Source organism: Shewanella sp. CG12_big_fil_rev_8_21_14_0_65_47_15, from assembly GCF_002783505.1.
GTDB lineage: Bacteria > Pseudomonadota > Gammaproteobacteria > Enterobacterales > Shewanellaceae > Shewanella.
The window spans coordinates 1-15,094 of sequence record NZ_PFGL01000067.1 but is presented as its reverse complement, the minus strand read 5'-3'; the positions used below and the strand labels follow the sequence as shown (position 1 = coordinate 15,094).

Genomic DNA, 15,094 nt, shown 5'->3' with positions numbered 1-15,094 from the left:
GACTTAAGTCTTAATAAAATAAACAGGGGTTATTTCGATGGCAACACCACACATTAATGCTGTAGAGGGCGCATTCGCTGAGACGGTTCTGTTTCCTGGCGATCCATTACGTGCAAAATATATTGCTGAAACATTCTTAGAAAATGTTGAGCAAGTGACTGATGTTCGAAACATGCTAGGTTTTACTGGTACTTATAAAGGCAAACGTATTTCGGTAATGGGTTCTGGCATGGGTATTCCTTCATGCTCAATCTATGCAACTGAATTAATTAAAGATTACGGTGTTAAGAACCTGATCCGTGTAGGTACTTGTGGCGCGATCAGCACTGACGTTAAAGTGCGCGATGTAATCATCGGTATGGGTGCTTGCACCGATTCTCAAGTGAACCGTTTACGTTTCAAGGGCCAAGATTTCGCTGCTATCGCGAACTACGAGCTGATGAATGCCGTGATCGAATCTGCCAAAATTAAAGGCACTAAGATCCGTGTGGGTAACGTATTCTCTGCCGATTTATTCTACACTCCCGATCCACAAATGTTTGACGTGATGGAAAAAATGGGTGTATTAGGGGTAGAAATGGAAGCCGCTGGTTTATACGGAGTTGCCCATGAGTTTGGTGCCCGCGCCCTGTGCGTTGTGACCGTATCTGACCATATCCGCACCGGCGAAAAAACCTCTGCCGAAGAACGTCAAACGACCTTCAATGACATGATTATCATGACCTTAGATGCGGCTATTACCCTGTAATTCACTGTAATTGTTGCTTGGGTTAAAAGGGTTCGCACTGCGAACCCTTTTTTATGGGTCAACCCGTCGCCGAGATTACGTAGCTTGATGGATTTAGCCAGTGGAATCCGTATCGAGATCGCTGGGCTGGGCAGGGCTTTTCTCCGCGCCAGTTTTTGCTTGGTTTTTAACGCGGCGAATCGTTTTTACTTTGGGTTTTAATTCTGATTTAACGCGCTCTTCGACTTTGTCCTCGATATTTTTAGAGGCATCTAATGCGGCTAATTCTGCGTCGGTCGCTTCCCTCTGTTTGGCCTTGTTATTTTTCTTGGGATTTTGGCGTAATTTAACCCGGGTGCGGCGGCGGTCAAAATCGGCACGTTTAAAGGAAAGGGCTCGGGATAACAGCATGCCAATTAAGCCCGCGACCAGCAGCATGATTTGCTGTTGCTCCATATTCAGGTTGTGGGCTTCTTTTATTTCATTAAAAAACAGTTTGGTATCGAGTCTGACCTCAACATAACCCAGATTCTTACCCTCTTGGATCACAGGTTCAACATAGGGCGGATATTTGCTGAGGAGCAGGTTCATTTCTTCGGAATCGGGATCGGCTCCTTCTTTGGTAATACTTTGGGCAAAGGAGAGTCGGATGCCTTGGTCACTGAATATGGCCGCTGATATCACCTTAGGATCTTCGACTAGCGCACTGGCTAACCATTGCAGTTGCTCATCGTTCTGCAATTGTAGTGCCGGTGCCGCGCTATAGGCGGTTTGCTGTACCAGTAATCTTGCCATCTTTTGCGTTTGGGACTTTAGAAGCAGTTGACCTTGTAGTAGGCTTGTCTGCCACAATTGCACTAAGCCCACCATCAAGGTCAAAGCGATGGCGATTTGGAGTAGTCGGCTGATTTTATGGCTTTTCTTAAGCCCTTTAAGATATAACACTTCGACCCTTAACATTTAACTCGCTTGCCTAATCATAATTGATTATGAGTGAGCCCGATAGTTGGAGAACACCCGTCCTATGGAATGCTTGAACCAAGATGCCTTGTTTGTATGGTTAGCTGCTAGCCCCTCGCCACGGTTTGAGTACCAAGGGCATGCCTTTGAAGCTTACCAAGAGTCAGCGGGGACGCCATCGGATTCTCTCTTTCGTATGCGGCTAATTTATGATGATCTCAGTGTTGAAAGTGCACTCGCGGCTTGGATGCTTTCCCTTGCTAAAACACTTGGACTTGACGTCATTTATATCGCGCCTATTCGCCGCCAAGTGGCTTTACACTGTATCGAGCTGGCCTTGCCACTTGAGCCTAGCGGTGAGCTGCTAGCGACTTTCCCCAATGATTTAGCCGAGTGTCATCTGATTAGGCAGGCATTGCCTAAGCTGAGTGCACCTGGGTTATTGGTCATGGATATGGATTCAACTGCGATTCAAATTGAATGTATCGACGAATTAGCGGCGATGGCGGGGGTTGGTGAGCAGGTGGCTGCGATTACGGAACGTGCCATGTTGGGGGAGTTGGATTTTGAGCAGAGTTTACGCCAACGTGTAGCCCAACTTAAGGGGGCCGACGCCAGTATTATCGAGAACCTATGTGAGCGTCTGCCTTTGATGTCTGGCCTTGAACCTATGCTTGCCGAGCTTAAGTCACACCATTGGCGCTTAGTGGTTGCTTCCGGTGGCTTCACGCCATTTGTCGGTCATTTGAAGCAGTTATTAAGTCTGGATGCCGCCTTTGCCAATGAGTTAGTGATTACTGACGGACGCCTCGTCGGTGAGGTGATGGGAAAGGTTGTCGATGCCCAATTTAAGGCCGATTTGATAGCAGCCTGCAGTGCCGATTGGCAAATCCCACTGGGACAGAGAGTGGCCATTGGCGATGGTGCCAATGATATTCCTATGGTTCAAGCGGCGGACTTTGGCATCGCCTTTCATGCTAAACCTAAGTTAGCCGCTGCGGCCGATGCGAATATTCGTCGACTCGATTTACGGGTTCTGCCTTATTTACTGCAGTATTAGACGCTTTTTCAAGTGATAAACCACTTAGGCCAACCCGAGTTAGAGTAATGACTCTTGTTTTTTGAATCCGAGCTGGTAGTTTAGTCTTACTTGATAAACTACCAGTGACTTACTTTGACTCAGCACGCCTCGGTTTCGCCCATTTCACAGTCTTCGCTTTACTTACCTTACCGTGACGGGCACTTACATCTGCGTCAGCTACTGCCTGCTAACCCAGATTTTTCTAAAACGCCGATATTGATGCTCCACGGCGCTATGTCTAACGGACGGGTGTTTTATAGCCAAAATGGTCGGGGCCTTGGCTGCTTCCTCGCTCGAGCTGGGTTTATTGTTTATGTGCTCGATACCGCAGGCAGGGGGCTGAGTCTGCCTAAGATCACCCGGGATTTTACCCTAGGGCAGGGCGAGGTTATTCGTGAGCAGATCCCCTTAGTACAGCAATTTATTCTGGATTTACATCAACAGGCCTGCCAAGAGACTAACGCCATCGCACCGTCTAAGGTGCATTGGTGCGCCCATTCCTGGGGCGGTGTGCTAATGGCGAGCAGTCTAGCGCGTTATCCCCAATTGCAGCAAAGTGTTCGCTCACTATTGACCTTCGGCAGTAAGCGTACTATCCGAGTTAAATCCTTTAAAAAGTGGTTGATGGTCGATCTGTTTTGGAATCGATTCGCGCCTAGTTTGGCCATGGGGCAAGGCTATCTCGCCGCCGATAAATTAGGCGTCGGTATGGATAACGAGAGCCGAGCATCACTCAATCAAAGTATCGACTGGGTGCGGGGGGATTGGCGCGATCACGATGATGGGTTCGATTATGCAAAGGCGGCAAAAGAGGCGCTTTGGCCGCAGGCTTGGTTTATTGCGGGGCAGAATGACACTGTGCTAGGGCATCCCGAAGATGTCGCCGATATGGTGCGCGAATGTGGATTCGAGCAAGTGAAGTTGACTTTGCTATCTAAGGCTAATGGCTTTAAACACGATTACGGTCATGGGGATATGCTGACCCACTTGGATGCTGCAGGCGATCATTTTTTGCAGATCCTAGACTGGTATTTAGCGTTTGATCTGTGTGTGCTTAGGGATTAGGACCTGCGGATGTTCAGCTGTGCTCACTAGGCCGACTTTTGATGTAATACGGGGTACCTGAGTTCCACTTCTTGGGTGATATCGAGTAGCTCGCCGACACCTATGATCCGCCAAAGCTGCTCTTCTAACTGTTTTGCTCTATGATTTGCATGGACATTAATGTATTCAAGTTCGCGGCGAAGATAACTGATATCGGGTTTTTCCGTTGCTCCGCGGTAGATGCGCAGGGCGATAAAACGGCCAGCCATTTTACTCTGATTAATAAACGCCACCTTAGCTTTTGCATCCCCAACCTCACTCGCTAGGACACACTTCAAATGGATCTGCCCACGGGATTGACGGGTCAGTTGAATAAATACCTCAATAAAATCCATATCCTGCTGGGGTTTCATTTGGCGTATTGGCTCAAGGATCTCCCGTTTGAAGAAACCATCCTTAAGTAGCGGCGCTAAATTGTATTGCAGCGCATCAGAGGTGCCTGCTGCAAAAATATCACTGATATCATCCCGTTGAGTGCCTACCCCAAGGCAGGCGACCTGGGCTGATTTGGTGGTTTTTTCGATAAAATAGGGCACGGAATGGAGTTCGCGCAGCAGAATATTTTTTAAACCATCGGCAAGTTCTTTGACTTCACTATTGTTTTCGGTCAGTTGCTCTAACTTTTCCTTATTATGGGCAATGAGTTTATTTAAAAATTCGACACCGACATGTGGGGTATGGCCCATAACGGCGGTTAAGTGCAAGGTCACGCCATTTTTACGGGTGCGTACTAGGCGATAGGGCAGATGCTCGAGTTGTGTTTTACCTGCGATGGCTTGTAGCTTGGGCAAACTGAGCATTAAAGGCTTGTTAGATGAAAACGCCGTTGGATTATCTAAGGTTAACTGCATCCCTCGGCTAGAAATATCTAAGGTAATGCCGCTGGCCCTGAGTTCGCCCTGGGAGAGGTTGACTAAGGTTTTAAAGGCGAAGCGCGCCTCTTGCCTACGTTCACTAAACTGCATTGAAATCGGCTTAATGGTATGGGCTGTCAGCCGTTGCTGGCCAAAGGCTTTTAGGGCATTAGCATTGCTGTTATCCTGCCAGGCGTTATAGGTTAATCTCGCATCCTCATTGGTCAGATCAACGAGTTGCAGCATATGGCTAAACAGGGATAATTGCTGCTCGACCAGCGGGTTATACTTAGTTTCATCCCCCGGTAACGTGGCGCGGCGATAGCCCTTTTCATGGTAGATTTTATCTTGGGTGAGCTTGAAAATTCGCCAACTGGGTTTGGTGGATGCAAAACCTAAAAATAGCGGCATTAACCCCTTAGCTTTGAGTTCGGCTAAAGTGGCGGAGTAAAAATACAAACAGCCCTGCGCGTTATAGGTAAAACTAAAAAACAGTCCATGGTCTGGATTTTCCGGATGAGCGAGCAGTGCCGATAAACGTGCCTGAGTGAGCATGGCGGGGAGTTGGCTGATATCATTTTCATCCTGAAAATAATGCACTATTTGTTGATTATCGCGGCTCAGCAACATATGGCTGATAGCTTGCGTCTGTTGATTGATAAATAGCGGTAAATGTGGCAAATGGGGTAAATAATGGCGCTCAAATCCTAGGCCAGACGCTGTGACTAACACATCGTTGACATCTAGCTTATAGCGTAATTTGTAGCCACGAATTAAATTGCCGAGCATTTCACCTAGAGCATCTGTGCCGCCAATACGTTTCAATCTTAACCAAATAAACTCGCCATTAGTCTGGCTATCGACAATTTGATAATCGACACCAAGTTGTAGGTCCGGATAGTAATATTCTTCGCTCAGTTCGAGGAGCTTCACTTTGAGCGGTTTATCGAGATCGAAGGGATGATTAGCCGCGAGTCGAATGCGAGCCCCGCCAATGGAAAGATCGACTGTGATCCCAGGGATTTCCCCTCGGCCCATTTGTGAAGCCGTAATACGGATGCTGTAATTCATCCGTTCTTCGGCGCGATTAAAATAACTGCCGAGGACCACTCCCGGCACCATAAAAGGTTCGGATTCGATACTGTCGGTCTGTGACGTTCCTTGGCGTAATTTTTGTCTGCGCTGCTGATGGGCAGTCAGCACATATTCATACACGCCTAAAGTGTACTGATTACGGTATAAGGACATGGCTTCAAACAAGCTGTGTTTAGCGGGCTCATCTAGAAAATGACGCTGCTGGCCGAGCATGACTTCAGTGCAGGGGAGTTCAGATTTATCCCTAAGATCGATGATCCGTGTACAGGGCGACGCTAAGCGATTCAATTCCATTTTCAGTAGAAAACGTGTCGAATTGGTTTCATCAATCGTTAGCTGCTGGAAAATCTCTTGGAAATTAGGTTCCATGAGCAGCGGCTTTAGCTGTTCTATGAGTGCACTGTGGTTATCTAAACTCATGTAGGGTTCTTTTTAATGCTTATTAATACCCAAGCTACCTGAATAGACGAATTCTGCATCTTCAGGTTGTTTGGGTCTATGTTGTGCTGTTAGTCTTATGTCGGCAGTATTCACAGTTACTTAAATTGATTTTATACAGATTTTAATGAGTTATGGCAAAGAATAAAACCGCGTACGTATGTAATGAGTGTGGGCAAGACTTTCCCCGTTGGCAAGGCCAATGTAGTGCTTGTCAGGAATGGAATACCATCACTGAGGTAAGGCTCGGGGCGGCTTCTCCTGGGCGCGGTACAAAGTTTGTCGGTTATGCCGGTGTCAGCAGCAATGAAGTGAAGACCTTAGATCAAATTGATCTCAATGCTCTGCCACGCATATTGAGCCATTTCGGAGAGCTTGACCGTGTGCTCGGTGGCGGTATTGTGCCGGGGTCGGCGATCCTGATCGGCGGTCATCCCGGTGCGGGTAAGAGCACCTTATTATTGCAAACCCTATGTTATCTGGCGGAGCACATGCCTGCACTCTATGTCACGGGTGAAGAGTCATTGCAGCAGGTGGCCATGCGCGCCCACCGCTTAGGTTTGCCGACCAACAAATTACGCATGTTATCGGAAACCAGTGTCGAGCAGATTTGCGAAGTGGCCCTTAAAGAATTGCCTAAGGTCATAGTGATCGATTCGATTCAAGTGATGCATATGAGCGATGTGGCATCGAGCCCCGGTAGTGTGTCGCAGGTGCGTGAATCCGCCTCTTATTTAACGCGGTTTGCGAAGGAAAATGGGATTGCGGTGATTATGGTCGGCCATGTGACTAAGGATGGTAGCCTAGCCGGACCTAAGGTGCTGGAGCATTGCATCGACTGCTCAGTGATGTTCGAGGGCGATAGCGATAGCCGTTACCGCACCTTACGTTCCCACAAAAACCGTTTCGGTGCGATCAATGAGCTAGGCGTATTTGCCATGACAGAGCGTGGCTTAAAAGAAGTCGCCAATCCTTCGGCAATTTTCCTCTCCCGTGGCGAGGAAGAATCTTCAGGTTCCCTAGTGATGGTGGTGTGGGAAGGTACGCGGCCATTACTGGTTGAATTGCAAGTGCTGGTGGATAACTCGGCCATGTCTAATCCCCGGCGTGTTGCTGTGGGTATGGATGCTAATCGTTTAGCCATGTTGCTTGCGGTGATGCACCGTCACGGTGGCTTACAGATGTCGGATCAAGATGTGTTTGTGAACGTGGTAGGCGGCGTGAAAGTGACAGAAACCAGCGCTGACTTAACGCTATTGTTGGCGATGGTGTCGAGTTTTCGTGGCGATATTCTACCCAGCGATTTAGTCGCCTTTGGTGAAGTCGGTTTATCCGGTGAAATTCGCCCTGTCCCTAATGGTCAAGAACGATTAGTTGAAGCCGCTAAACATGGTTTTAAACGGGCAATCGTACCTAAAGCGAACGTACCGAAAAAGCCACCATTGGGCATGGAAGTCATTGGCGTATCAAAATTATCCGAAGCCCTTGAGGCTATTTAGCAAAGCAAACCGCACCCTCAAGGGCGCGGTTTTAGTTATAGGATGAACCTTAGGAGTTAATCGGCGCTGTTGTGTTTTTCAATAAAGAGCGCTAATTCGCGGTTTAACAAGGAGGTATCGCCTAAGTTGAGTTCAACCATGCGCTTTAGGTGGCTAATGCTATCGACATCAATAAAGCTGCATTTGAGACCTAATTGGCCATTCCTATGGTGGACTAACTCAGTTTCCATTTTTAGCTCGATATCGGATCCTGGGAGGATGAAGCTCAGGGTAATAGGTTGATCTGTGCTGGTGAAATGCTCAGGTTCTTCAACTAATGCGCCATTAAGGCTGAGGTCGAGGATGGTAGTTTGCCACTGCTCGTTACCTTGTTGCAAAGATGCGCTAGCAGCGAATAAAATCCGCGAAAACTTGCGTCTCTCGTCCATAACCGATCCTTTTTCTTTCATAGTCTACCAACATGAGCCCTCATTCGTAGTGGTAAGCATAAGTCATATTCATAAGTCTGTAAAAGCTCTGCAAATTATTGTGTGATACTGCGTGCCGTCGAACAATCTTAAGGTCGTTTTTTAAACAACTGATTTCGCGTTTTTTGGCTAATTATTTATCAAAGTGTTGGTGATGTCTTAGCTATCTGGCGTGGTTTACAGTATCATCCGCGGCCAACAACGGCTGTGTCTACAGGGTTAACTATGGTTGACTCTAACGAAGCATCATTGCTTGCAGATCATGGATTTTTCCCATAGTAGGAAAATGATGTGGATCTCTCACCTAAATCCGGTGGATTTGGGGCTCTAATCTGCCGCAGCCAGCGTCGCCAATCCTGCTTAATGCGGATGGTATCGACCCTATTTTAAGAGATCACAAGGTATAACAACACTATGTCTGAGCAATTGAGTTCAACTGCCGTACCCTCAGGTTCTTTTCTGGACCAGTATTTTTCAATAAAGCAACGTGGCAGCACGGTTCGCCAAGAAGTGATTGCGGGATTAACCACTTTCCTCGCTATGGTTTACTCGGTGATTGTAGTGCCTAACATGTTAGGCCAGGCGGGATTTGACCCCGCTGCCGTGTTTATCGCCACCTGTTTAATTGCCGCTTTTGGTTCTTTGCTTATGGGGTTATGGGCAAACTTACCTATGGCGATTGGCTGCGCGATTTCGCTCACCGCCTTTACGGCCTTTAGCTTAGTGCTAGGTCAAGGGATGTCGATTCCGGTCACCCTAGGTGCGATTTTCCTGATGGGTGTGACGTTTACACTTGTGAGTGTGACGGGAATTCGTCAGTGGGTGCTGGCTAATTTACCCCGGGGCATTGCCCACGGTACTGGCATAGGTATCGGTTTGTTTTTACTCTTGATTGCCACTAACAGCGTGCAATTGATTGTGGCTAATAACGCAGGCTTGCCAGTGAAACTGGGTGACATTAACAGCTTACCCGTTATCGCGACTGTCATAGGTTTAGCGGCGACAATCGGTTTAGAGCGCCGTGGTGTTCCTGGTGGGATTTTACTAGTGATTATCGCGCTATCGGTATTTGGTTTAGTATTCGATCCGAGTGTGAAATACCAAGGCTTGTTCGCCTTCCCTGATTTTACCTCAGAGCATTCACTGATTGGTCAGCTCGATATTATGGGCGCCTTTAATCCTGTGGTATTGCCTATCGTATTAGCGTTAGTGATGACGGCGATATTCGATGCGACCGGCACAATCCGTGCTGTGGCTGGCCAAGCTAATTTGCTCGATAAAGATGACAATATTGTCGGCGGTGGCAAAGCGTTAACCTCAGACTCCGTCAGCAGCATGGTGGCGGGTTTAGTCGGCGGCGCACCCGCGGCTGTGTATATCGAGTCGGCGGCGGGCACTGCGGCGGGCGGTAAGACAGGGTTAACGGCCACGATCGTTGGCGTACTGTTTTTATTGATGGTGTTTTTAGCACCGCTAAGCTATTTAGTGCCAGCCTATGCCACTGCACCAGCATTAATGTATGTCGGTTTATTGATGCTAAGCAATGTGGCAAAACTCGATTTTAACGATAAAGTCGATGCCATGGCGGGCTTAACCTGCGCCGTGTTTATCATCTTAAGCTGTAATATCGTTACTGGTATTATGCTCGGCTTCGTGACTCTGGTGGTCGGCCGTATTTGTAGCGGCGAGTGGCGCAAACTCAAGTTAGGCGTGCTCGCCATTACCTTAGGTTTAGTGGTGTTTTATATGGGTGGGTGGGCGATCTAATTCCAACCCTATTGGTATGAAAGCGAGTGCAATCTAAGATTAGCACTCGCTGTCTTCTGTCGCACGGTGTTCGCAGTAGGCGCGCAGTAGATCCTTCCAAGTCACGATTCCGACTAAGTCCCCCTGCTCTAAAACGGGTAAACAACCGATATTATGCTCGAGCAAAATGCGGGCCGCCGTATCTAAATTAATGTGAGATGCGATGGTGACAGGATTACGCGTCATCACTTGATGCACACGTTTTTGCAGGGTTTCAAGATCTTTTACCGTTTCAGCACTGCTGCCGAGGTTAGGGCTGATGGCACGCAGTAAATCTCGCTCCGATAACACACCTTCAAGCTTGTTCTCATCCACGACAAGTAAGTGATGAAAGTTAGCCTGTTCGAAAATTTCCTTAGCGACAGAGAGGCGATCGTCCATTTCGACTGTGACGACCCGGGTACTCATAATATCGGCGATAATGATCGTCATGATACTCTCCCTGTTATTGAAACATGTTCTGTTAATGTACCGCATTACAGATACTTATAACAGAGTGGTGTTTAATTAGCCAACCCATTCTCCTAAAGTATTAACCTAAACAGGTTTAAGATCGAGCCTAAGGGTTTTTGGTTAATCCGCTTCGTTATATTCATCTTCGAGGGCTATCGGTCTGCGTTCGGCCTCCGGTAAATGTATGCCAATATAGCGTTGGTACTTTTTCCCTTTCAATTTATGGGTATCGACCAAGACTAAACCATCGATACAATCGCCAAAGTCGGCGTCGATACCAAAGGCGAGGAACTTAACCCCATCAGCCTTACACAGCTCGCCATATTGTTTGTAGAGGGTTGGCACTGCGGCGCCCATGCTGGCGAGCACTTGTTTGAGTTGCTTGAAGTTGCTCTGATAATCCTCGCAGAAATATAAATCATCTAACTTGGCTTTTTGGGATTTGGATAAACCAAAGGGCGACATAGATACCGCCATCTGCTGCGCAGGGGCAAATTCCCGCGCATAGAAGTGCACAAGCATTTCTCTGGCGCTGCCGGGCAGTTGATTGCTGATAGACACTGGGCCAAATAGGTAGCGGTATTCAGGGTGTTTGGCGAGATAAGCGCCTATGCCAAACCACAGATAATCTAAGCTGCGTTTGCCCCAATATTTAGGCTGCACAAAACTGCGGCCAAGCTCTAAGCCTTGTTTCACGAAGGGCATAAAGCTGTCGGCGTATTGAAACAGGGATTGGCTGTAGAGGGCGTTATCGCCGTATTTTTCTAACACTTGGTCGCCACTGGCAAAACGGTAGGCGCCGACAATTTCAAACTGCTCTTTATCCCACAGCACTAAGTGCTGGTAGTAGGAATCGTATTTGTCGATATCGCGGCGTTTGCCCGAACCCTCTCCCACGGCGCGAAAGGCGATTTCCCGCAGGCGACCAATTTCCCGCATGATGGGATTGCTGTCGTGGTGCTGGTACAGGTAAATCAACTTGTTATCTTGCGTCTCCCCGAGTAGTTCGCATTGCTGCAGCGCCGCTTGCAGTTCACGGCGCGATTCAGGGTGGGCGATAGCGTTTTGGGTGATAAACAGTGGGTCTTTATCTTTGCCGATACGATACAAGTGATTTTTAAGCAGTTTTATCTTGGTCTTGAGGGGAAAGTCCATCGAGCGCACGGCTTCATTGGGAATAAGCTCGCCGATACGGATCGGCATATTGCGTTTGGCCTGCTTGAACATTTCTTTCACCAGCAACAGGGTGGCAAGTGGCTTGTAAATCATAGATGCGCCGTAGAAGGTGGCGGAGTTTTTGGCATCTAAAAATATCGGCAGTAAGGGCGCATTACAGGAAATCGCCATCTTTAAAAAGCCAGAGTGCCATTGGGTATCACGTACGCCGTTAGGGCGAAGGCGCGAAACTTCGCCCGACGGGAAAATCAGCACAGCGCCTTCGTTACGCAGGTGCTGGTGGATTTTTTCTAAATGCTGTTTCGGTGTGCCGCCCGTCATATTGCGCACCGGCAGTAGGATTGAGTGCAGCGGTTCCAGCGCCATCAAGAGTTCATTGGCGACGACTTTAATATCGGGGCGAATTTCGCTGATAAGTTTAATCAGCGCTAAACCATCGAGCGAACCTATGGGATGGTTGGCGAAGATCACCACTCGGCCTTCGCAGGGAATGTTTTCAATCTCGTTGGCGGGCACGGTAAAGCTAAAGTCGAAACTCGCCAGCACTTGCTCGACAAAGTCCACGCCCTGTAAATAGGCATATTGATTGGCGATATCATTGCATTGTTTTTCATTGAGCAGGTAACGCAGCATGGCCTTGGCGGGTTTAGCGAGCCAAGGTTTGTCGTTGATCGACGGCAGATTTTGTTCAACCATATTATCAACGGTAAAAATCATGCTCTTAGCCTTAAGCACAGGTGGCTGCGTGGTATGGAGTTTATCGTTATGGCTGCTTAGCGTCTGCTCATTGTGTGCTATAGCGCTATCTAATTTATTCATATTTTTATCTTTTTGATTCATAGTATTAGGCGGCATCACTGGGGCGAGTTTCGCCGATATTTGGGTTTGGCATTGGCTGCGCTGCCGTTTTTTGTTGTTGGTTTTTGTGCGTCTCAGGCGGCTGTTGCACTAACGCTATGCTGCTGAGAATATCGAGCTTTAAGGTTTGCTCGTTCCAGCGGCACAGCTGTAATTCACCGCTTAAGGTTTCTGTGATTAAGCTGCAGTTTTCGACCCAGTCACCGTCGTTGGCGTAGATGATCTGCCGCTGCTCAGGTGTACTTTGGGGCGTGCAGTATTGCGCCGCTCTGGGGTGGGTAGAGAGTTCTGGCTGATGGATATGGCCGCAGATCACGCCGTCAGCATCGAAGTGCTGGGCATAGTTGAGCACCGCTTGACGATAATGTCCGATAGCGGCTTGAGCCTTACCCACTTTAGATTTGATGTAACTTGCCAGTGACCAATAGGGATAACCTAAGCGCTCCCGCAGGCTGTGGAGATTGCGGTTAAGGAACAGTAATAAGTCATATAAATGGTCGCCCAATATGGCGTAGAAACGGCCGACACAGACATCGGCATCGAACTGATCCCCGTGGAGCATCAAGAGCTTATGACCGCCAATGCCCTGGTGAATATGTTGGCGGGCAATTTTGATATTCCACAGACTAAGCTCTGCATAGGGTTTTAACAGTTCGTCGTGGTTACCCGGCAGATAAGTCACTTGGGTGCCGTTTTGTGCTAGTTCGATGATCTTTTGCAGCACTTTATTGTGGCTATCGGGCCAGTGCAGCTTACGTTTCAGCGCCCATAAATCCACAATGTCGCCGACCAGATACAAGTGCTGGCAGCGCACGGTTTCAAGCAAACTGAGCAGGTAGTCGGCCTTGCAATCCTTACAACCTAGATGAATATCCGACAACCAGAGGGCATTGACTGTGGTGGTGTGGCTGTTAGTCGCATTGATTAAGCTGGAAATGGTTGGCGTTAAGAAGGAAGCGGTATTAACAGTGGATGATGGATTATTGAGGGGAAGGTTGCGGTGATTGTTGAGTGTGTGGCTAAGCGTGTGCTCAAGCCTCTGGTAATTGGCTCCAGTCATCTGATATTCACCCTATGCGGCTGTTGACTGCCTTAGAGAGTAGCCACTTGCTTTGACTGAATGATGAAGCTTAAGTGACATGCAGATGACAAAAAGGTGGATTAGCCTAGACTGAACCTGTCAAGATTCAGATCTGGATGCAATGAGAATCAGCAGGGGGATTTAGCTTACTTTAGCCTCAAAGCAAGATTACTGAACCATATATTGCATTATATGCATTGCCACTGTTTCCACAGTGACACGCCGTGAATATGTCCATATTAGGCTCGACGCTGAAGAATCCCCTGATGATTTTCAGATAAATCATTAGATTGGGGTGAACTTGCACTTTGAAGTGTGATCAGATGGAAGTGCGAACAAACATCAATCACAGGGCTTCAAGGTGCAAGTGTTAACTATCTTACATCAATCTCTCTATCAACATTGTCCAGAAATCCATCAAAAGCGACTTAATACCCTCATGGTCGCCTGCAAAGCCCTCATCAATGCGGATTGTCTCACCCTAACGCATTTAGGCCGACATATTGATGGCACCAGCACACAGACTAAACACTCGATAAAACGCATGGATAGATTGTTGGGCAACCCTCATCTTCACCATGCAAGACTGGCGGTTTATCAGTGGCATGCAAAGTGGCTGCTGACTACTCATACGATGCCGACCATACTGGTAGATTGGTCAGATATGCGTGAAGGTCGTGAGCTGATTGCGCTACGCGCCTCTATTGCTATCAAGGGCCGATCTATCACGCTCTACGAGCGAACATTTCCGTTAATCCTGCAAGGCACTCAAACTGCCCATAATCAGTTTCTGAATGAATTCAGACAAGTGTTACCTGACAACATTACCCCGCTGATAGTCACTGACGTGGGCTTCCGTAATCCATGGTTTCGAAAAGTCGAGCAGCTCGGTTGGTATTGGCTGGGGCGTGTCAGAGGATTAAGTGTCTATCGGCCGCATTTTCACTAAAAGCGCTTTATCCCAAAGCCAGGCGTCGCGTAAAACATGTTAGGCGGGTGGCATTATCGGTAAAGAAACCCTTGTTATGTGAGGTGGTGTTGTTCAGGGGCCCAAGTAAAGGCAGAAAAGGTCAGCGAAGTACGACAACAGACTGTCACCATACGGCGCAATGGACGTATGAACTGACCGCCAAAGAACCTTGGGCACTGGTGACTAACTTGACTATGGAGGCCATGTCGCCTCAAAAACTGGTCAATATTTACCAAAAGCGGATGCAAATAGAAGAAACCTTTAGAGATTTAAAAAGTCCCACTTATGGCTTTGGTTTACGTCATAGCAGAACACGTTATGCGGCGAGGATGGACATACAGCTATTGATAGCGTTATTAGTGCAACTGGCATTTTGGTGGGTAGGGTTATACGGGGAAACAAGCAATTACAGCGGCACTTCCAAGCCAACACTGTGAAGAAACGGAATGTGCTCCAAAATTGGAATTTGACGCTATCACAGCTCTCAATCCATTTTGAGGGACGCTTAGAAAACCATATCGATCT

11 protein-coding genes and 1 pseudogene are annotated in these 15,094 nt (G+C 47.9%); 6 read left to right on the top strand and 6 right to left on the bottom strand.

Annotated features, from left to right (window positions below; translation table 11 throughout):
* The first annotated feature begins 37 nt into the window (after positions 1-37).
* Positions 38-748, top strand: coding sequence for a purine-nucleoside phosphorylase (gene deoD / locus COW15_RS19100; RefSeq protein WP_293635080.1), 711 nt, complete (start codon positions 38-40; stop codon positions 746-748).
* 93 nt (positions 749-841) lie between these two features.
* Here deoD and COW15_RS19095 read toward each other — a convergent pair whose 3' ends face one another.
* A complete protein-coding gene (locus tag COW15_RS19095; protein ID WP_363700819.1) occupies positions 842-1,672 on the bottom strand; it encodes an AhpA/YtjB family protein in 831 nt (276 codons plus the stop codon).
* Between the two features lie 79 nt (positions 1,673-1,751).
* On the opposite strand from COW15_RS19095, the gene serB reads away from it, so the two are divergent.
* Positions 1,752-2,747 (top strand): phosphoserine phosphatase SerB, encoded by a 996-nt coding sequence (serB, locus tag COW15_RS19090; RefSeq protein ID WP_293635076.1) that lies wholly within the window; start codon positions 1,752-1,754, stop codon positions 2,745-2,747.
* A 114-nt stretch (positions 2,748-2,861) separates the two neighbouring features.
* A complete protein-coding gene (locus tag COW15_RS19085; RefSeq protein ID WP_293635074.1) occupies positions 2,862-3,833 on the top strand; it encodes an alpha/beta fold hydrolase in 972 nt (323 codons plus the stop codon).
* Positions 3,834-3,859: 26 nt separating this feature from the next.
* On the opposite strand, the gene COW15_RS19080 is transcribed toward COW15_RS19085, so the two are convergent.
* Positions 3,860-6,241 carry a PilZ domain-containing protein gene (locus tag COW15_RS19080; protein ID WP_293635072.1) on the bottom strand — a complete coding sequence of 794 codons (2,382 nt, stop codon included), beginning with the start codon at positions 6,239-6,241 and terminating at the stop codon, positions 3,860-3,862.
* Positions 6,242-6,393: 152 nt separating this feature from the next.
* Between COW15_RS19080 and radA the strand changes: the two genes are divergently transcribed.
* The gene (radA, locus tag COW15_RS19075; RefSeq protein ID WP_293635070.1) at positions 6,394-7,758 is read left to right on the top strand and encodes a DNA repair protein RadA; all 1,365 of its coding nucleotides are present in this window, start codon (positions 6,394-6,396) and stop codon (positions 7,756-7,758) included.
* 56 nt (positions 7,759-7,814) lie between these two features.
* Here radA and COW15_RS19070 read toward each other — a convergent pair whose 3' ends face one another.
* The gene (locus tag COW15_RS19070; protein ID WP_293635068.1) at positions 7,815-8,186 is read right to left on the bottom strand and encodes a PilZ domain-containing protein; all 372 of its coding nucleotides are present in this window, start codon (positions 8,184-8,186) and stop codon (positions 7,815-7,817) included.
* Between the two features lie 453 nt (positions 8,187-8,639).
* On the opposite strand from COW15_RS19070, the gene COW15_RS19065 reads away from it, so the two are divergent.
* Positions 8,640-9,992, top strand: coding sequence for an NCS2 family permease (locus COW15_RS19065; RefSeq protein ID WP_293635066.1), 1,353 nt, complete (start codon positions 8,640-8,642; stop codon positions 9,990-9,992).
* A gap of 39 nt (positions 9,993-10,031) precedes the next feature.
* On the opposite strand, the gene COW15_RS19060 is transcribed toward COW15_RS19065, so the two are convergent.
* From COW15_RS19060 to COW15_RS19050, 3 genes are all read right to left on the bottom strand, one after another.
* A complete protein-coding gene (locus COW15_RS19060) occupies positions 10,032-10,463 on the bottom strand; it encodes a CBS domain-containing protein (RefSeq protein WP_293635064.1) in 432 nt (143 codons plus the stop codon).
* Positions 10,464-10,604: 141 nt separating this feature from the next.
* The gene (locus COW15_RS19055) at positions 10,605-12,500 is read right to left on the bottom strand and encodes a GNAT family N-acyltransferase (RefSeq protein ID WP_293635062.1); all 1,896 of its coding nucleotides are present in this window, start codon (positions 12,498-12,500) and stop codon (positions 10,605-10,607) included.
* Between the two features lie 4 nt (positions 12,501-12,504).
* Positions 12,505-13,578, bottom strand: coding sequence for a UDP-2,3-diacylglucosamine diphosphatase (locus COW15_RS19050; RefSeq protein ID WP_293635060.1), 1,074 nt, complete (start codon positions 13,576-13,578; stop codon positions 12,505-12,507).
* 382 nt (positions 13,579-13,960) lie between these two features.
* Between COW15_RS19050 and COW15_RS19045 the strand changes: the two are divergent.
* A pseudogene (locus COW15_RS19045) lies at positions 13,961-15,094 on the top strand (IS4 family transposase); the annotation flags it as partial.